This window comes from Geodermatophilus obscurus (assembly GCF_900143215.1).
Lineage (GTDB): Bacteria > Actinomycetota > Actinomycetes > Mycobacteriales > Geodermatophilaceae > Geodermatophilus > Geodermatophilus obscurus_A.
Map to the genome: position 1 here is coordinate 1 of NZ_FRDM01000046.1, position 19,011 is coordinate 19,011.

The window sequence follows — 19,011 nt, forward strand, 5'->3', positions numbered from 1 at the left end:
CGCGCCGCCGGCGCCCTGGCCGGGAGCTTCCACGCCAAGGCGCGGACCGCCACGATCCGCGCGCAGCTGATCAACGTCCCGGCGCGGATCGCCTCCTCAGCCCGGCGCCTACGCCTGCACCTGCCGCGGAACTGGCCCTGGCAGACCGGCTACCAGCAGCTGTTCACCGCCACCCTCGCACCACCGGGCACGGCCGCGGCCTGACCACCCAGCCCAGCACCGGGCGCGAGGAACGACCGACGTGGAAGAGCCGGCCCGACCGGCGATCACCGCACGCCCATCACCAGGAACCATTCCACCGAGCAGGATCACATCAGCTGAAAAAGCTCACCGGCGGATCAAGGCTCAACTCACGACGTCAGCGTCGATTGTCCCACACGGAACGACCTAAGCGAACGACCACTCGCTCATTTGTAAGCAGGACACGCGCGAACGCTGTGCTGACCTGCATCTTTGCTGCACTGCGCTGAGCATCGGGAGCGAAGTTGAGCGGTCACTGTTCGAGCTGTCTTCGAACGCCTGGGCGCGCTTGCGACCGTAGCTCTTCCGCCGCGCCAGCGACCCGTTGCCACCCCTCAGGAGATTGGACCGTCACCGCCGCCTCCCTTCGACTCGATGACTGGCAAGGTTCCCGGCGTCTGGCTGACTTCGTGCGGACTCCGCACTAGCGTCCCAACAGCGAAGTCCTCCGCTGCTGGATGTGGGGGTACGAGGATGGTGCGGCTTCTGAAGTACCCGCTGGAGACAGGCGGAGGTGTGCTCGTCCAGGTCGAGGACGGGCACGGTGGGGACGCTGAGGTCACTCGCGGCTGGGGAGAGCGGGACCGTCGCGTGGTCAAGCAGGCTAGGGAGAGCTTCGGGCAGGTCGTTGCTCGGGTGCAACCTGCGGTGCAGGGACTCGTCCACCAATTGCGGTCGTTGGTCGACAGCCCGGATGCCACCTCGGTGGAGTTCGGCCTCGAGCTCAGTGCTGAGGTGGGCGCCTTCGTGGCTGGGGCCAGCACAAAGGGCAACTTCAAGGTCTCGATGACCTGGAACCGCCGTCTCAGGTCCGACGGCGCCTAGTGCGCCACGCCCGCAGGCGCCACGCCTCTGTCGGGACTCCTCCATAGGGTGACCTCGTGTCCTTCCCTACCTCCAGCACCCCGGGCCACGCCTTCATCTCCTACGTCCGCGAGGACGCTGAGCACGTCGACCGACTCCAGGAGCTACTGGAGGCAGCGGGTGTCGCCGTGTGGCGGGACACAGAAAACCTGTGGCCTGGCCAGGACTGGCGCATCGAGATCCGGCGCGCCATCACTACTGGGTCACTCGCCTTCATCGCCTGCTTCTCAGAGAACTCACAGGCGCGTGAACAGAGCTACCAAAACGAGGAACTGCTCCTCGCCGTAGAGCAACTACGCCGAAGGGCACCTGGAAAGCAGTGGCTGTTCCCCGTCCGTTTTGCCGAGTGCGAACTTCCGGCCTTTGACCTCGGGGCCGGGAGGACCTTGGACGACCTCCAGCGGAGTGACCTGTTTGGCGATCGCCGCGACGTTACCACCACGAGGCTTATCACTGCGGTCGTTCGGCTTCTCGACTCGTCCCCCTCCACGGGGAACTCTCAGAAGGCTTATGCCGACGACCCCGCTGGCTTCATGAAAACCACATTGCTTGACCCGAAGAAGCGGATACAGTTGGACGACTTCGTCACCACAAAGGTGCAAGCTACGCTGCAAGCGCTCGGAGACCAAGAACGGTTCCCCGTGAATACCGCACTCCCCCAGTCGAACGTTGAGCGTGTCCGATACGTGGCGAGTCGGGCGGAAAAGTACTTCGAGACCGTCGAACCACTGATTTCCATCTTGACCATCGGCTGTCGGTGGGGAGGGCCTGAGCACTACCCGCTGTGGACGCGCTTGCTCAGCTCTGTGGCGAACAGGCCCCTGGAACTTGGTGGCGATAGCAGTCTGGTGGAGCTACAGAGGTTCCCGGTGATCCCTGCACTCTACGCAGGCGCTCTCGCAGCAGTCTCACGCGGTGACTTTGGCGCACTGAAGGCTATCGCAGTTGACCCGCTCGTTCGACGCTATCCCGACAAACCACCTGTGCCACTGGTCAGTGCAGCGCACCCTTACCGCATTTTCCCTGATGCGGGCGAGGCAGAGGCAGCCGGCCTCCTGGCTCACGAAGCGTCGCCGGTATTAAGCTCCCTAAGAGTCCTCCTTGGATACAGGCGTAGCCCGACGTACGCGCCTGTATCCAACTATCTCTTTGAGAAGTTGCAACCGCGCTTCGTTGACGATGTTCCCGACGAGGATGACTTCGCTGACCTCTTCGACCTGACGGAGCTCTACCTTGGCCTTCTCGCCATGGACGACCTTTTGTTCATGCGCGAACGCGGCGGATACAGAGATGGAGCATGGTACGGACGAACAACGTGGCGTCATCCCAGCTCCAATAGGTGGGGTGGACCTGAAGACATTCTTAAGACGGAAGCGTTGTCGGCCGGTGAGGGTTGGGCTCCTTTGAGAGCTGGCCTCTTTGGTGGGTCCTCGGCGAGGGCCGCGAAGGCTCTCGAAACCTTTGCGCAGGAGTTGATACAGGTCACGAGCGACCGATGGTGATCCGCACGGTCGCCCGTCAGCCTTGGCACTCGGTCTTGCAGACCGCGCAACTTTGGCAAGTTCCGGGCAGCTAACAACGTGTTGAGAAGGGGTTCAGGCGGCGGCGCGCGACTGCCAGGGACGGCGGCCGGGAGCCGGTGCCAGGCGGCGGGCCATCAGCCCAATCATGGCCTATTTGATCATCGCCTCGGCATGGGCGGGCAGCCGCTCGTAGTCCCGGTTCATCCGGCGATGGTCGGTGATCCAGGCGCGCGTGCGCTCGACCACCCAGCGGCGCGGCACCGGAGCAAAGCCGCTCCGGCCGAACGCGCCAACTCGCGGCTCAAGACCACCTTCAAGGCGCTGCGCCGAGTCAGCCTCTGCCCCTGGCGCATCGGCGCGATCACCGCCGCCGCCCTCGTCCTCCTCCACCACGTGCACGGCCGCACCACATGATCAACGGGCCGACGGTGCCGTTACTGGGAATGGCTCACTGAGCGCTGTGCTAAGCGGCAAGTGACTCTACTGCTGCATAAAGCCCTGGTCAGTAGCGGAGTGTGGGCGCGGCCGGGATCGAACCGGCGTCCGCTCGCTTGTAAGGCGAGAGCTCTCCCGCTGAGCTACGCGCCCCGCGTGTCCAGCGTATATAGCGCCTGGGCACGGGCTTGCGGTGGCGTGGCCGGAGCACAACCACGCCACCGCCAGGATCTATGCGGCCAACTGGGCCACGGCGTCCTTCCAGCCCGACTGCTCGCGGGCGTCGCCGGGGCTGTTGACCTCGGCGAACGAGATGCGGCCCTCGGCGTCGACGAGGAAGGTGCCGCGCACGGCCATGCCGGCCTTGTCGTTGAACACGCCGTAGGCCTGCGCGACGGCGCCGTGCGGCCAGAAGTCCGACAGGAGGGTGAAGTCGAAGCCCTCCTGGGCCTTCCACGCCTTGAGGCTGAAGACCGGGTCGGTGCTGATCGCCAGCACCCGCACACCCGCGTCGGTGTAGGTCGCCAGCTCGTCACGCAGCTGGCACAGCTCGCCGGTGCAGATCCCGGAGAAGGCGAACGGGTAGAAGACCAGCAGGACGGGCGTCCCGCGCAGGTCGCTCAGCGACACGACCTGCTTGTCCTGGTCGGGGAGGCTGAACTCGGGCGCGGCGTCACCGACGGAGATGCTCATGCGTCGATCGTGCCGCACCACCGGAGCCGGGTCAGGGCGGCCCTCCTGCAGGCTCCCCCGCCGGCCCGGTGACGTGCTGGAACGGCCCCCTCGCCCCCCGCGGCGAGCTCGCGAGCCGTGGGGGGCGAGGGGGTCCTTCGATCAACGGCGGCTGCGGGCGGCCTTGGGGGTGACCAGGCGGATGCCGGACCAGTCCTTGGCCGCGGAGACGCTGCTGGTCTGCGACAGGCCCGCGGTGGGGGCGACCTCGGTGACGTCACCGGGCTCGACGTGCCCCGGCCGGCCGGATTTGGGCACCAGCAGCCACACGACCCCGTCGTCGGCCAACGACGTGATCGCGTCGGTCAGCGCGTCGAAGAGGTCACCGTCGTCCTCCCGCCACCACAGGAGCACGACGTCGGCCACCTCGTCGGTGTCCTCGTCGACCATCTCGCTGCCGGACACCTCGACGATGGAGTCCCGCAGGTCCTCGTCGGCGTCCTCGTCCCAGCCGAGCTCCTGCACGACCATGCCCGGCTTGATGCCCAGCCGGGCCGCCATGCTGGCGCTGCCCGAGTCGACGCTCATCCCTGCTGTTCCTCCATGGGTTCCGTTGCTGCTGACCGGAGGGCACGGACGTGCCCGCGCCGGCGGGGTGTCGTGGGAGTGGGACGCGCGGCCTGGTGCGCGGGGTGCGGCGGACGGCGGCGGAGCAGGGCACGACCAGCGGGAGACCTCCCCCGCAGCCCGGCCATGTCACCCCTTCCCGTCCGCACCGGTCCTCCCGCCTCGGGTCGTCCGAGGCCGCGGCCGGCGTTGGCGGAAGCGTAGGGCATGCCTGGTCAGGTGCAAGCGGTCGAAATGCGGGCCGGGACCGGCCGCCGTCCCGCCTGGTGAGCGTCGGGCGTGACGCGCACCCCATCTGCGGTGGACGATGGGCCCATGAGCGCTCCGCAGCAGCCGGGTGGCGACCCCGCCCGCGACGCCGGCAACGAGACCGGACGGGCCCGCGCGGTCATCACCGACGGGCTCCCCAGCCAACTGGTCGACACCGACCCCGACGAGACCAACGAGTGGCTGGAGTCGCTGGACGCCGTCGTCGACCACGCCGGTCGCGGCCGCGCCCGCTACCTCATGCTCCGCATGCTGGAGCGCAGTCGCCAGCAGCAGGTCGGCGTCCCCGGCCTGCGCAGCACCGACTACATCAACACCATCCCGCCGGAGCGGGAGCCGTGGTTCCCGGGCGACGAGGACGTGGAGCGCCGGATCCGCGCCTACATCCGCTGGAACGCCGCGATCATGGTGCACCGCGCGCAGCGCCCGGGGGTCGGCGTCGGCGGGCACATCTCCTCCTACGCCAGCTCCGCGTCCCTGTACGAGGTCGGCTTCAACCACTTCTTCCGCGGCAAGGACCACCCCGGCGGCGGTGACCAGATCTGGTTCCAGGGGCACGCCTCCCCCGGCATCTACGCGCGCGCCTACCTCGAGGGCCGCCTCGACGAGAACCAGCTCGACGGCTTCCGGCAGGAGGTGAGCCACCCCGGCGGTGGGTTGTCGTCCTACCCGCACCCGCGGCTGATGCCGGACTTCTGGGAGTTCCCCACCGTCTCGATGGGCCTGGGCCCGATGAACGCGGTCTACCAGGCGCGGTTCAACCGCTACCTGCACGCCCGTGGCGTCAAGGACACCTCCGACCAGCACGTGTGGGCGTTCCTGGGCGACGGCGAGATGGACGAGCCCGAGTCGCTGGGCGTGATCGGCCTCGCCGCGCGCGAGGAGCTGGACAACCTCACGTTCGTCATCAACTGCAACCTGCAGCGGCTCGACGGCCCGGTGCGCGGCAACGGCAAGGTCATCCAGGAGCTGGAGTCCTTCTTCCGCGGCGCCGGGTGGAACGTCATCAAGGTGATCTGGGGCCGGGAGTGGGACCCGCTGCTGGCCGCCGACCGCGACGGCGCGCTGGTCCACCTGATGAACCAGACGCCGGACGGCGACTACCAGACCTACAAGGCCGAGGACGGCGCCTTCGTCCGCGAGCACTTCTTCGGCCGGGACCCCCGCACCCGCAAGCTCGTGGAGAACATGAGCGACCAGGAGGTCTGGAACCTCTCCCGCGGCGGGCACGACTACCGCAAGGTCTACGCGGCGTTCAAGGCGGCGGTGGAGCACAAGGGTCAGCCCACGGTCATCCTCGCCAAGACCATCAAGGGCTGGACCCTCGGCAGCCACTTCGAGGGCCGCAACTCCACCCACCAGATGAAGAAGCTGACGGCCGAGGACCTGGCCGGGTTCCGCGACCGGCTCTACCTGCCGATCCCCGACGAGCAGCTGGACAAGACGCTGCCGCCCTACTACAAGCCCGCCCCGGACTCCGACGAGATGCAGTACATGCTGGAGCGGCGCCGGCAGCTGGGCGGGGCGGTGCCGCGGCGCCGGGCGGAGTTCAAGGCGCTCAAGGCGCCCGAGGACAAGGCGTTCGACGTCCTGCGGCGCGGCTCCGGCAAGCAGGAGGTGGCGACGACGATGGCGTTCGTCCGCCTGCTCAAGGAGCTGCTCAAGGACAAGGAACTCGGCCCGCGGTTCGTGCCGATCATCCCCGACGAGGCCCGCACGTTCGGGTTGGACTCGCTGTTCCCGACCCAGAAGATCTACAACCCGGCCGGCCAGCGCTACACCTCGGTCGACCGCGAGCTGATGCTGGCGTACAAGGAGTCCGAGCAGGGCGTGATCCTGCACGAGGGCATCAACGAGGCGGGCTCCACGGCGTCGCTCACCGCCGTGGGGACGTCGTACGCCACGCACGGCGAGCCGATGATCCCGATCTACATCTTCTACTCGATGTTCGGGTTCCAGCGGACCGGCGACTCGTTCTGGGCGGCCGCCGACCAGATGACCCGCGGCTTCGTCCTCGGCGCCACCGCCGGACGGACGACGCTCAACGGCGAGGGCCTCCAGCACGAGGACGGCCACTCGCTGCTGCTCGCGCACACCAACCCGGCCGTCGTCTCCTACGACCCGGCGTTCTCCTACGAGGTCGGGCACATCACCAAGGACGCGCTGGCCCGCATGTACGGCGAGGACCCGGGCGCACCGCTGGGCGGCTCCCGCTCGCCCGACGTCATGTACTACCTGACGGTCTACAACGAGCCGTACAACCAGCCGGCCGAGCCCGAGGGTCTGGACGTCCGAGGCCTGCTCGCGGGCATGTACCGCTACGCACCGGGCCACGGCGACGGGCTCAAGGCGCAGGTGCTGGCCTCCGGCGTCGCCGTGCCCTGGGCGCTGCGCGCGCAGGAGCTGCTGGCGCAGGACTGGGGCGTGTCGGCCGACGTGTGGTCGGTGACGTCGTGGAACGAGCTGCGGCGGCAGGCCGATGCGGCCGAGGAGCACAACCTGCTGCACCCGGAGGAGGAGCCGCAGGTCCCGTACGTGACCCAGCAGCTGGCCGACGCCCCGGGTCCGGTCGTGGCGGTGTCGGACTGGATGCGGGCGGTGCCCGACCTCATCGCGCCGTACGTCCCCGGCGGGATGGCCTCGCTGGGCACCGACGGGTTCGGCCTGTCCGACACCCGCCCGGCGCTGCGCCGGCACTTCCACGTCGACGCCGAGTCGGTGGTCGTCCGAGTGCTGGCCTCACTGGCCGACCGTGGTGAGGTCGAGCGCGACGTCGTCCGCCAGGCCGTGGAGAAGTACCAGGTCCGCGACGTGCAGGCGGCGCCGGCCGAGGAGCGGTCGGACCCGAGCCCGGCCACCTGAGAAAGGACCCCGCTGCCCCCCACCGAGGAAGGACCCCGTCCCTCTCACCCCTCGCGAGCTCGGGGTGAGCCTCCGGACGGGGCCGGCGGCGGGCCCCTGCAGCGGGGCCGCCGTTCCGCCAGCTGCTGACGACGGCCACCTCGCGGTGGCCGTCGTCGGCGGCGGGGTGGTCGGCCTGACCTGCGCGCTCGAGCTCGCCCGCGCCGGGCACCGGGTCCGGCTGCACGCCGCGGACCCGCCCGAGGCGACCACCTCCGCCGTGGCCGCTGCCATCTGGTTCCCCTACCGGGCGGCCCCCGCGGACGCCGTCCTGCGCTGGGGCGCGACCTCGCTGGACGTCCTCACCCGGCTGGCCGCCGATCCCGCGACCGGGGTGGCGCTCCGGCCGGGCACGGTCGTGCACCGCACGCCGCGACCCGACCTCTGGTGGACGCCCGGCGTGACCGGCCTCCGTCCGGCGACCCCGGAGGAACTCCCGCCCGGTGCCCCCGCCGGCACCCGGTGCACGCTGCCCGTGGTGGACACCGGCCGCTATCTGCCCTGGCTGGCCGCCAGCTGCGCGTCGGCCGGGGTCGAGACCGTGCCCGGCCGGGTGGGCGAGCTCGACGAGGTCGCCGGGGACGTCGTCGTGGTCGCCGCGGGGCTGGCGTCCGGAGCACTCCTCGACGACGACTCCGGCGTTCCCGTGCAGGGTCAGGTGGTGCGCCTGGCCGACCCGGGCCTGACCGGCTGGGTGCTGGACGAGGACAACCCGCGCGGGCTCAGCTACGTCGTCCCCCGCGGGGGCGACGTGGTCTGCGGCGGCACCGCCGTGGAGGGCGCCACCAGCACCGAGCCCGACCCGGAGGTCGAGGCCGCGCTGCTGGCGAGGGCGTGCGCCCTCGTCCCCGAACTGCGCGGACAGCCGGTGCTCTCCCGGGCGGTCGGCCTGCGACCCGGCCGGCCCACCGTCCGGCTGGAACGGCTGGACGTCGCCGGGCGACCGGTGGTCGCCTGCTACGGGCACGGCGGCGCCGGCGTCACCCTGTCCTGGGGCTGCGCGGCCGAGGTCGCGACCCTGGTCTGACTGCTCAGCCGCCCAGGGTGTCCAGCGCCATCGCCGCGTAGAGGGCGGCCCCGGCCGGCAGCACGTCCTCGTCGAAGACCACCAGGTTGGAGTGGTTGCCCGCGGCGGTCTCCGGCTCGGCCCCCGGCGGGCAGGCGCCCAGGAACGCCATCGCGCCGGGCACCCGCTGCAGCACGTAGGCGAAGTCCTCGGCGCCCATGAGCGGCTCCGCGGCGACGACGCTGCGCTCCGGGCCGACCAGCTCACCCGCGACCGCCAGCACCCGGTCGGCCACCGCCGGGTCGTTGTCGGTCACCGGGTAGCCCTGCTGGTGCACGAAGTCGATCTCCATGTCGTGCGCGGCGGCCACGTGCGTGGCGACCCGCCGGACCGAGGCGACGACGTCGGCCCGCCGCTCGGGCGAGAGGGTGCGGATGGTGCCCTGCAGGTAGGCGGTGTCCGGGATGACGTTGTCGGTGGAGCCGGCCACCAGGTTGGCCACCGTGACCACCGCCGGGTCGAACACCGGGGCGCGGCGGGTGACCATCGCCTGCAGCGCCAGCACGATCTCCGCGGCGACCGGCACCGGGTCGGCGGCGGCGTGCGGCATCGAGGCGTGCCCGCCCCGGCCGCGGACGGTGACCTCCCAGTGGTCGGCGGCAGCCATCATCGGCCCGGGCCGCACGCTGACCACGCCACTGGGCTGGTTGGCGAAGACGTGCAGCGCGAACGCCCCGACGACCGGCGCCTCCGGGACGGCGTCCAGCAGGCCCTCCTCGAGCATGTAGCGCGCCCCGTGGAAGCCCTCCTCCCCCGGCTGGAGCATGAGCACGACCTGACCGACGATCTCGTCGCGGCGCTCGGTGAGCAGCCGCGCGGCGCCCAGCAGCATCGCGGTGTGCAGGTCGTGGCCGCAGGCGTGCATCGCGCCGGGCACCTCGGAGGCGAACGGCAGCCCGGTGTCCTCGTGCACCGGCAGGGCGTCCATGTCGGCGCGCAGCAGGCAGGTGGGTCCGGGGCGGGCGCCGCGCAGCACGCCGACCACCGAGGTCGTGCTCGTCCCGGTCGTCACCTCCACCGGCAGCCCGGCCAGCTCCTCCAGCACGGTGGCCTGGGTGCGCGGCAGGTGCAGCCCGAGCTCCGGGGTGCGGTGCAGCCGGCGGCGCAGGTCCACGGTGCGGTCGGCGTCGGCACGGGCGGCGGCCAGCAGGTCCGCGGCGGGGATGGGCATGCCGCCACTGTCACACGACCGGAGCGGGTCCTGTCCCGGACCCCGGCGCTCTCCCGGCGCGCACCGAGCTCGCGAAGGACTCGGGGAGACGGTCCTGCCACGAAGGGTGGGGAGGACAGCGGCCCCCGTCAGGGTCCCGCAGGCCCCGTCCCGGGTCCCGCCCCGAGCCTGCGAGGGGTGGGGAGGACGGGGTCCTTCACCGAGTGGCGGGGGGCAGGGGGCCGCTCAGTCGCGGGCCCAGGCCGGGCGGGTGACGTCCAGCTGCCAGACCACCGCGGTCGCGGGACCGGACACCGGGCCACCGGTCTGCTGCGCGACGCGGACGCCGTCGGGCCCGGCCAGCACGAGCAGCCCGGGCGGCACGGTCGCCGACGTCCCGGCGGCCACCGTCTCGGTCCACAGCCGGGCGTCGGGCCGGCCGAGATCCACCCAGCCGTCCGCGTTCGGGTGCACCTCGTACGCGGCGCCGTCGTCCGGGCGGGCGGTGCGCAGGTAGGTCTGCAGGACGTGCGCGCCGTCGTCCCCGGCGACCTCGTCGTGCTCCAGGCCGGTCCCGGCGCGCAGCACGGCGACGTCCCCGGCGGCCAGCACCGCGCTGCTGCCCCACGCGTGCCGCAGCGAGCCGGCCAGCACGACCGCGACGACGTCGACCGCCCGGTGCGGGTGCCGCCCGTAGCCGGTGCCCGGCGCCAGCCGGTCGTCGGCGAGGCGCAGCAGCGGGCCGAGCGAGCCGTCGTCGGGCTCCAGCAGGACGTCGGAGGTCAGGGTCACGATGTCTCCCGGGCCGGCAGCGCGCCACGGCCGCCGGGCAGCGCGTCGAAGGCGAGCGCCACCAGCAGCGCCCACGCCGCGCCGAACGCCCAGCCGCCGAGGACGTCGGAGAGGAAGTGCACGCCCAGCCACATCCGGGTCAGCCCGACGAGGACGACCAGGGCGGCCCCGGTGGCGAGGGCGGCCCGGCGCTGCCGGGTCGTGAGCCGCGGCCAGGCCAGGACGAGGGCGATGGTCACCAGTGTCGCGATGCCCGAGGAGTGACCGCTGGGGAAGCTCAGGCCGTCGTAGGTCGCGCCGCCGTTCTCGAACGCCGGGCGCACCCGGCCGAACGCCTCCTTGAGCAGGGCGGTGAACGGGCCCACCAGCACGTTGGCGGTGACCACCCAGGCGGCCGTGCGCCACGCCTTGCGGGTGCCCAGCCAGAACAGCACCGGCAGGGAGACGACCACCCGGAACCAGGCGGTGCCGGGGGTCGTCAGCACCTCGAGCAGCACCCCGGTGGAGGTCGAGCGGTCGTCGCCGGCGTAGAGCGCGCGGCTCACCGCCTCGTCGAGCCCGACCTGCGGCGCCCAGCCGACCAGCACCCCGGCCCCGAGCGCGAGCACGACGCCGAGCCCGGCGCCGACCCCGGCGCCTGCCGTCCGCCGGGAGCCCCGCTGCAGCACGTCCACTCCCCCACTCTCCCCGACCGCGCCCTGCGTGCCACGCTGGCCGCTGTGTCCGACCGGGTCAGCAGGCGCCCTCCGTCCGCCGCCACGCTGCGGCGGCTGGAGCGCGCGTCCGGGTCGCTGGCCACCCGCGCGGTGGCCCGGATGGACGACGAGCTGCCCTGGTTCCGCACCATGCCCGCCGACCAGCGCTCCTGGGTGATGCTCGTGGCGCAGGCCGGACTGGCCTCCTTCGTCGAGTGGTGCCGCACCCCCCACCGCCCACCGCGGCTCACCGGCGAGGTCTTCGGCGCCGCCCCGCGCGAGCTGGCCCGCGTCGTGCCGCTGAAGCACACCGTCGACCTGGTCCGGGTGACCGTCGAGGTGATGGACGACTTCGTCGGCACCGTCGCCGAGCCCGGGGACGCCGACGGGCTGCGGCTGGCGGTGCTCCAGTACAGCCGGGAGGTGGCCTTCGCCACCGCGCACGTCTACGCCACCTTCGCCGAGAGCCGCGGCGCCTGGGACGCCCGGCTGGAGGCCCTGCTCGTCGACGCCCTGGTCCGCGGCGAGCGCCCCGAGGAGCTCTCCGGACGGGCCTCGGCGCTGGGCTGGGCCGCGATGACCCCGGTGACCGTGCTGGTCGGCGCGGCCCCGCCGGACGGCGACGTGCACGCCGCCATCCGGCGAGCGGCGCGGCAGGTGCGCAGCGAGGTGCTCGTCGGGGTGCACGCCGACCAGCTGGTCGTCGTCCTGGGCGGCTCGCCGGACCTGCAGTCGGCGGCCGAGCGGGTCAGCGACGAGTTCGGCGCCGGCCCGGTCGTCACCGGCCCGGTGGTCGACGGCCTCGGGCGGGCCGGCGACTCCGCGTCGGCCGCGCTCGCCGGGCTGCGCGCCGCACCCGCCTGGCCGGGCGCCCCCCGACCGGTGGCGGCCGACGCGCTGCTGCCCGAACGGGCCCTGGACGGGGACCCGTCGGCACGCACGACGCTGCAGGAGCGGGTCGCGCAGCCGCTGCAGGCCGCCGGCGGCGAAGTGCTGGAGACGGTGCGCGCGGTGCTCGCCAGCGGGGGCAACCTGGAGGCCAGCGCCCGCGCGCTGTTCGTCCACCCCAACACCGTCCGGTACCGGCTGAGGCGGGCGACCGAGATCACCGGTCTGCCGGTCACCGACCCGCGGGGCACGTGGACGGTGCAGGTCGCGCTGGCCCTCGCCGCCCTGGACCCGGAGCGCTCCCTCTGGCACTGAGGAAGGACCTTCCCGCCCCCTGCCGTGATCGGCCCTCCCCCGGGCACCGGTGGGGAGGAGAGGGCCTTCCGTCTGCAGGGCGGCCGCACCGACGCACAGTGCGGTTCCCACCACGACGACCCGGACGACACGGCGCCCGAACCGGGTCCAGTTGTAGGAACCCTCCAAAGACAAGCGGTGTGCTTTCGTACCGCTCCCCAGTACGCGGCTCCGCCGAGCCTGGCACGGTGAAGACGTGCTGGCCGTTCTCGCCCCCGGACAGGGTGCCCAGAAGCCCGGGATGCTGACCGATTGGCTCGAGCTCCCCGGGGCCGAGTCCTTCTTCCGCTGGGCCGGTGCGATCGCCGACGCCGACCTGCTGGCGCTGGGCACCACCGGCGACGCCGAGGCGATCAAGGACACCGCGGTGACCCAGCCGCTGGTGGTCGCGATGAGCCTGTTCGTCGCCCGGGAGCTCGGCGGCCTCCCCGGCCCGGTCGCGCACACCCCGCACACCGGCCGGGACGTCGTCATCGCCGGGCACAGCGTCGGCGAGCTGACCGCCGCCGCCCTCGCCGGGGTGCTCAGCGTGGAGGCGGCGATCGCGCTGACCGCCGTCCGCGGCCGGGCGATGGCCGCCGCCTGCGCGCAGACGCCGACCGGGATGTCCGCCGTCCTCGGGGGCGACCCCGACGAGGTGGCCGCCGCACTGGAGCAGCACGGGCTGGCCCCGGCCAACATGAACGGGGGCGGCCAGGTCGTCGTCGCCGGGCCGCTCGACGGCCTCGCCGCGCTCAAGGCCGACCCGCCGGCCAAGGCGCGGGTCCTCCCGCTGTCGGTCGCCGGTGCCTTCCACACCGAGTACATGGCGCCGGCCCGTACCGAGCTCGAGGGCCTGGTCGGCGGCCTGCGCCCCGCCGAGCCCAGCCGGCTGCTGCTCTCCAACGCCGACGGCGCCGCGGTGACCACCGGTGCGGAGGTGCTGTCCCGGCTGGTCAGCCAGGTGACCAGCCCGGTGCGCTTCGACGCCTGCCTCGCCACCTTGCGCGAGCTCGGCGTCACCGCCGTGCTCGAGCTGCCGCCCGCCGGCGCGCTGGCCGGCCTGGCCAAGCGCGAGTGGAAGGACAGCGACATCGAGTTCCTGGCCGTCAGCAGCCCCGCCGACCTCGACCGCGCTCGCGCGCTCATCGAGGCCGAGCGCGGCCGTCCCGAGCCCGACCACCTGCCCGACTGGCGGGTCGTCGTCTCCCCCGTGCGCGGCACGGTCAGCCCGGCCGAGGTCGCCGAGGGCACCCGCCTGCCGGCCGGCACGCTGCTGGGCCGCATCCGCAGCCGCCGCCAGGAGGCCGACGTGTCGGCCGGGTACGACGGCGTCCTCGCCGAGTGGCTCGTGCAGGAGGGCGACCTCGTGGACGCCGGTGACCCGATCGCGCGGCTCTACCCGGAGGTGCAGTCATGACCGGACTCCAGTTGACGAACGGAGCCCCCGGCGCCCGCATCCTCGGCTTCGGCAGCTACCGGCCGCGCCGCCGGGTCACCAACCACGAGCTCGCCGAGACCATGGACACCAACGACGAGTGGATCCAGGCGCGGGTCGGCATCGCCGAGCGCCGCTGGGCCGGACCGGACGAGTCGCTGCTGGAGATGAGCGCCGCCGCCGGTGGCAAGGCCCTGGCCGCCAGCGGCCTGGACGCCTCCGAGGTCGACCTCGTCCTGCTCGCCTCGGCGAGCCTGCCGCGGCCGATCCCGGGTCTGGCCCCCGAGATCGCCCACCGCCTCGGCGCCCAGCGGCCCGGCGCGTTCGACCTCAACGCCGGCTGCGCCGGCTGGTGCTACGCGCTCAGCGCGGCCGCCGACGCCATCCGCAGCGGCTCGGCCCGCAACGCCCTGGTGATCGGCGGGGAGCGGCTCACCGACTACACCGACCTGACCGACCGCTCGACCGCGGTGATCTTCGCCGACGGCGCGGGTGCCGCCGTCCTCGGCCCGTCGGACACCCCGGCCATCGGGCCGGTCGTGTGGGGCAGCGACGGCGACCAGTCCAGCGCCATCGCCATCCCCGAGGGCGAGAAGGCGATGAGCATGGCCGGCCAGGCGGTGTACCGCTGGGCCACCACCCGGCTCACCGCCACGCTGCTGACGGCCATGGAGCGCGCCGGCGTGGGCCCCGAGGACATCGACGTGTTCGCGCCGCACCAGGCCAACCTGCGGATCATAGAGCTGATGGCCAAGCGGCTCAAGCTGCCCGAGAGCACGGTCATCGCACGCGACATCGTCCGGTCGGGCAACACCTCCTCGGCCTCGGTCCCGCTGGCGCTGGCGGCGCTCCTCGAGTCCGGTGAGGCCAGGAGCGGTGACCTCGCCCTGATCCTGGGGTACGGAGCCGGCCTCACCTTCGCCGGCCAGGTCGTCGTCCTGCCCTGACCGGCGCCACAGATCCCCGGGCCACAGGGGCCCGACGGCGGGAGCCTCCCGCCCCACCCGAGAGAGAGGACCGCGCGTGAGCGAGGACATCCAGACCGGTCTGGCCGAGATCCTGGAGGAGGTCGCGGGCGTGGCGCCCGCTGATGCCACCCCGGAGAAGTCGTTCACCGAGGACCTCGACGTCGACTCGCTGTCGATGGTCGAGATCGCCACCGCGGTCGAGGACAAGTTCGGCGTCGCCATCCCCGACGACGAGCTGGCCAACATCAAGACCGTCGGCGACGCCATGAGCTACATCCAGAAAAACAAGGCCTGAAGAAGGACCCCCCTGCCCCCACCGTGGAAGGACCCCGTCCTCCTCACCGTTCGCAAGCTCACGGTGAGCCTCTGGACGGGGCCGGCGGCGGGATCCTGCAGGGAGGCCACACCCCCGGCCCCCCGGCCGCACGTCCCAGGAGGAACTCCGTCATGAGCACGTCCGACGGCGACGTCGTCGTCACCGGCCTCGGTGCCACCACGCCGCTCGGGAGCGACGTCGCCAGCACGTGGGACGCGCTGCTGGCCGGGCGGTCGGGGGTCAGCCGGATCACCGACGACTGGGTCAAGGACTTCCCGGCCCAGCTCGTCGCCCGGCTGGCCACCGATCCGGCCCAGCAGATCGACCGCGTCCGCGCCCGCCGGCTGGACCGCAGCCAGCAGGTGGCCGTGGTCGCCGCCGAGGAGGCGTGGCGCGACTCCGGGGCGGCCGACGCCGGCGTCGCCCCCGAGCGGGTCGCCGTCGTCTTCGGCACCGGCATCGGCGGGGCGCTGACCCTGCTCGGCCAGGACGACATCCTGGAGGAGAAGGGCCCCAAGCGGGTCTCCCCGTTCACCATCCCGATGCTCATGCCCAACGGCCCGGCCGCCGCGGTCGGCCTGGCGGTCGGTGCCAAGGGTGGCGTGCACGCCCCGGTGAGCGCCTGCGCCTCCGGCGCGGAGGCGATCCGCTGGGGCCTGGACCTGCTGCGCTTCGACCGGGCCGACGTCGTGCTGGTCGGCGGCGCGGAGGCCTGCGTGCACCCGCTGCCGATGGCCGGCTTCGCCGCGATGCGCGCCATGAGCACCCGCAACGACGAGCCCGAGCGCGCCTCCCGCCCGTTCGACAAGGCCCGCGACGGCTTCGTGCTCGGCGAGGGCGCGGCCGCACTCGTCCTCGAGCGGGGCGACGCGGCGCGGGCCCGCGGCGCCCGCATCCACGCCCGGCTGGCCGGGGCCGGCGGCACCGCCGACGGCTACGACCTGGTCGCCCCGCACCCGGAGGGCGAGGGCGCCGGCCGGGCCATCGCCGCCGCCGTCCGCGACGCCGGGCTCACCGCCGCCGACATCAACCACGTCAACGCGCACGCCACCTCCACGCCGGTCGGCGACACCGCGGAGGCCTCGGCCATCCTCAACACGGTCGGCGCGCACACCCTCGTGACGGCGACCAAGAGCCAGACCGGGCACCTGCTCGGCGCGGCCGGGGCGCTGGAGTCGGTCTTCACCATCCTCGCGCTGCGCGACCAGCTCGTGCCGGCCACCGCCAACCTCGACGACCCGGACGACGACGCAGCCGTCCAGGCCCTCGACATCGTGCGTCGCGAGCCGCGGCGCGCCCGGCTCGACGCCGCGGTCAACGACTCCTTCGGCTTCGGCGGCCACAACATCGCGCTGGTGTTCACCACCGCCTGAAGAAGGACCCCGCTGCCCCCCGCCACTCGCGAGCTCGCGACGGGCCCCTGCAGCGGGGCCATCGCCACCGACCCGGGCCCGCCCGGTCCGTCAACCGCACGCCCGCGTCCGGCCCGTGGAGGTCCCGTGAGCACGCTGCAAGCCGATCCCCCCGCCCGCGCCGCGGACCCGCGCGACCCCGAGGACCGCCTGGCCCGGTTCTTCGACGCCGGGTCGACGTCGCTGCTGGCGTCCCGGGACGCCTCCGGCGTCGTGGCCGCCCGCGGCACGATCGCGGGCACCCGGGCGGTCGCCTTCTGCACCGACGCCACCGTCATGGGCGGCGCCATGGGCGTCGACGGGTGCCGGCACATCGTCGACGCCATCGACACCGCTCTGCGCGAGCGGCTGCCGGTCGTCGGCATCTGGCACTCCGGCGGCGCCCGGCTGGCCGAGGGGGTCACCGCGCTGCACGCGGTGGGTGAGGTCTTCGGGGCGATGGTCCGCGCCTCGGGGCGCATCCCGCAGATCTCGGTCGTGCTGGGTCCGGCCGCCGGCGGTGCCGCCTACGGCCCGGCGCTGACCGACCTGGTGATCATGGGCCCGGCCGGCCGGGTGTTCGTCACCGGCCCGGACGTCGTCCGCTCGGTCACCGGCGAGGACGTCGACATGGAGAGCCTGGGCGGTCCGGACACCCACGGCCGACGCAGCGGCGTCGTCCACGTGGTCGCCGACTCCGAGCAGGCTGCGCTGGACACCGCGCGGCAGGCCGTGGACCTGCTGGCCGCGCAGGGCACCTTCGCCTCCGCCGACGACGAGCTCGACGTCGACCTGCGGGCCCTGCTGCCTGAGCAGGCCAACCGCGCCTACGACGTCAAACCCGTGGTGGCCGCCGTCCTCGACGGGCCATCGCTGGAGCTGCACCCGCGCTGGGCGCCCAACGTCGTCACCACCCTGGGCCGGCTGGCCGGCCGGACCGTGGGCGTGATCGCCAACAACCCGCTGCGGCTCGGCGGGTGCCTGGACTCGGCGTCGGCGGAGAAGGCGGCCCGCTTCGTGCGGATGTGCGACGCGTTCGGCGTCCCGCTGGTGGTGCTCGTCGACGTCCCGGGCTACCTGCCCGGCGTCGGCCAGGAGTGGGACGGCGTGGTGCGCCGCGGAGCCAAGCTGCTGCACGCCTTCGCCGAGGCGGTGGTGCCCCGGGTGACGCTGGTGACCCGCAAGTCCTACGGGGGCGCCTACATCGCGATGAACGCCCGCTCGCTCGGCGCGACGGCCGTCTTCGCCTGGCCGGGCGCGGAGGTGGCGGTCATGGGTGCCAAGGCCGCCGTCGGCATCCTGCACCGCAAGAAGCTGGCCGCCGTTCCGCCCGGTGAGCGCGAGGCGCTGCACGCCCAGCTGGCCGCCGAGCACGAGCGGATCGCCGGCGGCGTCAACCGGGCCCTGGAGATCGGGGTCGTCGACGAGGTGGTCGACCCGTCGCGGACCCGGCGACGACTGGTGGCGGCGCTCGCGGCCGCGCCGGCCGGCCGCGGGGCGCACGGCAACATCCCGCTGTAGCAGGGGCGGACGACGACCGGGCCCGGCACCTCCGCGGAGGTGCCGGGCCCGCTCGTCCTGGGGAGTGTCCGGTCGTCCGGACGCCGCTTCCCCGACGACGTCCGGACGACCGCTGTGAGCCTACGACGGGAGCTGCGGGGTCGCCGCCCGGTCGTGGCTTGATTGTGACCTGGCCCCCTGCAGGGTCCCGCCGCGAGCCTGCGAGCGGTGGGGGCAGGGGGTCCTTTCTCTAGACCACCTGGTGGAGCCAGGTGACCGGGCTGCCGTCGCCGGCGTGCCGGTAGACCTCGAGATCAGCATCCCAGGCGGCGCCGAGCAGCTCGTCGACCCCGTGCCGGAACGCCTCGATCGACGTGGCGTGGGCCGCGAGGTTGCGCAGCTGCTGCTCGCTCACCACGAGGTCGCCGTTGGCGCTCGTGGGTGCGCGGAAGACACCGTGGCCGGGCACGTACGACATGCGCTCGCCGTCGTTGCCGTAGCTGGCCTCCTCGGTGACCTCGAAGCGCAGCATCGGCCACGCGCGCAGCGCAGCGACGAGCTTGGCGCCCGTTCCGGGAGCACCGGTCCAGGCGACCTCGGCCCGGTAGGAACCGTGTGCCGCGGGCTGGTCGGCCCACGACAGGGAGACCGGCGCGCCGATGACGCGCTCGAGCGCCCACTCGACGTGCTGGCAGAGCGCCTTCGGGCACGCGTGCACGAAGACGACACCCTGGGTAGACCGTCGCTGCACGGGGCACCTCCATCGACTCGATCGGTCTCGTCTTCCCCAACGGACGATCGATTCGGTGACAGGCTGTGTTCGGCGATCTCGGACCAGGGGGCCCGAGGACAGTGTGCCCGATGGGCACCCCATCGCGCCAGTGCGGGCGTGGCGGTTGGGTCCAGTGTGACGGGCCGGTTCCGCGTCTCGCCCCTACGTGCTGG

General features: G+C 73.0%; 16 protein-coding genes, 1 tRNA gene and 3 pseudogenes. 12 read left to right on the forward strand and 8 right to left on the reverse strand.

All coding sequences use genetic code 11. The annotated features are described in order from the left end of the window. From BUB17_RS22465 to BUB17_RS22475, 3 genes and pseudogenes are all read left to right on the forward strand, one after another. Positions 1 to 204: pseudogene (locus BUB17_RS22465) on the forward strand (IS1380 family transposase); the annotation flags it as partial. Between the two features lie 510 nt (positions 205 to 714). Next, positions 715 to 1,065 (forward strand): CU044_2847 family protein, encoded by a 351-nt coding sequence (locus tag BUB17_RS22470; RefSeq protein WP_244277426.1) that lies wholly within the window; start codon positions 715 to 717, stop codon positions 1,063 to 1,065. A gap of 56 nt (positions 1,066 to 1,121) precedes the next feature. Further along, positions 1,122 to 2,606 carry a toll/interleukin-1 receptor domain-containing protein gene (locus BUB17_RS22475; protein WP_072920895.1) on the forward strand — a complete coding sequence of 495 codons (1,485 nt, stop codon included), beginning with the start codon at positions 1,122 to 1,124 and terminating at the stop codon, positions 2,604 to 2,606. A gap of 174 nt (positions 2,607 to 2,780) precedes the next feature. Here the strand turns inward: BUB17_RS22475 and BUB17_RS27145 are convergent. Continuing rightward, positions 2,781 to 2,906, reverse strand: a pseudogene (locus tag BUB17_RS27145) (IS5/IS1182 family transposase); the annotation flags it as partial. On the opposite strand from BUB17_RS27145, the pseudogene BUB17_RS27150 reads away from it, so the two are divergent. Then, positions 2,901 to 3,041, forward strand: a pseudogene (locus BUB17_RS27150) (IS5/IS1182 family transposase); the annotation flags it as partial. The pseudogenes BUB17_RS27145 and BUB17_RS27150 overlap by 6 nt on opposite strands. A 102-nt stretch (positions 3,042 to 3,143) precedes the next feature. Here BUB17_RS27150 and BUB17_RS22490 read toward each other — a convergent pair. From BUB17_RS22490 to BUB17_RS22500, 3 genes are all read right to left on the reverse strand, one after another. Then, positions 3,144 to 3,215 (reverse strand) — tRNA-Val (locus tag BUB17_RS22490). A 78-nt stretch (positions 3,216 to 3,293) separates the two neighbouring features. Next, positions 3,294 to 3,755, reverse strand: coding sequence for a peroxiredoxin (locus tag BUB17_RS22495; RefSeq protein ID WP_072920896.1), 462 nt, complete (start codon positions 3,753 to 3,755; stop codon positions 3,294 to 3,296). Between the two features lie 141 nt (positions 3,756 to 3,896). Then, positions 3,897 to 4,322, reverse strand: coding sequence for a DUF3052 domain-containing protein (locus tag BUB17_RS22500; RefSeq protein WP_012949524.1), 426 nt, complete (start codon positions 4,320 to 4,322; stop codon positions 3,897 to 3,899). Between the two features lie 354 nt (positions 4,323 to 4,676). On the opposite strand from BUB17_RS22500, the gene aceE reads away from it, so the two are divergent. Further along, complete coding sequence (aceE, locus tag BUB17_RS22505; RefSeq protein WP_072920897.1) at positions 4,677 to 7,490, forward strand: pyruvate dehydrogenase (acetyl-transferring), homodimeric type; 2,814 nt, start codon at positions 4,677 to 4,679, stop codon at positions 7,488 to 7,490. A gap of 64 nt (positions 7,491 to 7,554) precedes the next feature. Beyond that, on the forward strand, positions 7,555 to 8,556 hold the full coding sequence (locus tag BUB17_RS22510; RefSeq protein WP_244277427.1) for an FAD-dependent oxidoreductase: 1,002 nt from the start codon (positions 7,555 to 7,557) through the stop codon (positions 8,554 to 8,556). 4 nt (positions 8,557 to 8,560) lie between these two features. Here BUB17_RS22510 and BUB17_RS22515 read toward each other — a convergent pair whose 3' ends face one another. The 3 genes from BUB17_RS22515 to BUB17_RS22525 all read right to left on the reverse strand — a co-directional run bounded on the left by BUB17_RS22515 (position 8,561) and on the right by BUB17_RS22525 (position 11,205). Further along, complete coding sequence (locus BUB17_RS22515; protein WP_072920899.1) at positions 8,561 to 9,766, reverse strand: M20 metallopeptidase family protein; 1,206 nt, start codon at positions 9,764 to 9,766, stop codon at positions 8,561 to 8,563. Positions 9,767 to 9,991: 225 nt separating this feature from the next. Continuing rightward, complete coding sequence (locus BUB17_RS22520; protein WP_072920900.1) at positions 9,992 to 10,537, reverse strand: pirin family protein; 546 nt, start codon at positions 10,535 to 10,537, stop codon at positions 9,992 to 9,994. Next, positions 10,534 to 11,205: a phosphatase PAP2 family protein gene (locus BUB17_RS22525; protein ID WP_244277428.1), complete on the reverse strand. Its 672-nt coding sequence runs from the start codon at positions 11,203 to 11,205 to the stop codon at positions 10,534 to 10,536. Before BUB17_RS22525 ends, BUB17_RS22520 begins: the two co-directional genes overlap by 4 nt. 51 nt (positions 11,206 to 11,256) lie before the next feature. Between BUB17_RS22525 and BUB17_RS22530 the strand changes: the two genes are divergently transcribed. From BUB17_RS22530 to BUB17_RS22555, 6 genes are all read left to right on the forward strand, one after another. Further along, on the forward strand, positions 11,257 to 12,435 hold the full coding sequence (locus tag BUB17_RS22530) for a PucR family transcriptional regulator (protein WP_072920902.1): 1,179 nt from the start codon (positions 11,257 to 11,259) through the stop codon (positions 12,433 to 12,435). 235 nt (positions 12,436 to 12,670) lie between these two features. Beyond that, positions 12,671 to 13,873, forward strand: coding sequence for an acyltransferase domain-containing protein (locus BUB17_RS22535; protein ID WP_072920903.1), 1,203 nt, complete (start codon positions 12,671 to 12,673; stop codon positions 13,871 to 13,873). Next, positions 13,870 to 14,838 (forward strand): beta-ketoacyl-ACP synthase III, encoded by a 969-nt coding sequence (locus BUB17_RS22540; protein ID WP_072920904.1) that lies wholly within the window; start codon positions 13,870 to 13,872, stop codon positions 14,836 to 14,838. The genes BUB17_RS22535 and BUB17_RS22540 overlap by 4 nt, the downstream gene beginning before the upstream one ends. Before the next feature lie 76 nt (positions 14,839 to 14,914). Beyond that, positions 14,915 to 15,154: an acyl carrier protein gene (locus BUB17_RS22545; protein ID WP_012949533.1), complete on the forward strand. Its 240-nt coding sequence runs from the start codon at positions 14,915 to 14,917 to the stop codon at positions 15,152 to 15,154. Positions 15,155 to 15,306: 152 nt separating this feature from the next. Then, positions 15,307 to 16,548, forward strand: coding sequence for a beta-ketoacyl-[acyl-carrier-protein] synthase family protein (locus BUB17_RS22550; RefSeq protein ID WP_072920905.1), 1,242 nt, complete (start codon positions 15,307 to 15,309; stop codon positions 16,546 to 16,548). Positions 16,549 to 16,674: 126 nt separating this feature from the next. Then, on the forward strand, positions 16,675 to 18,087 hold the full coding sequence (locus tag BUB17_RS22555) for an acyl-CoA carboxylase subunit beta (RefSeq protein ID WP_072920906.1): 1,413 nt from the start codon (positions 16,675 to 16,677) through the stop codon (positions 18,085 to 18,087). Positions 18,088 to 18,316: 229 nt separating this feature from the next. On the opposite strand, the gene BUB17_RS22560 is transcribed toward BUB17_RS22555, so the two are convergent. Beyond that, complete coding sequence (locus BUB17_RS22560; RefSeq protein WP_012949536.1) at positions 18,317 to 18,817, reverse strand: DUF3145 domain-containing protein; 501 nt, start codon at positions 18,815 to 18,817, stop codon at positions 18,317 to 18,319. Positions 18,818 to 19,011: the final 194 nt, after the last annotated feature.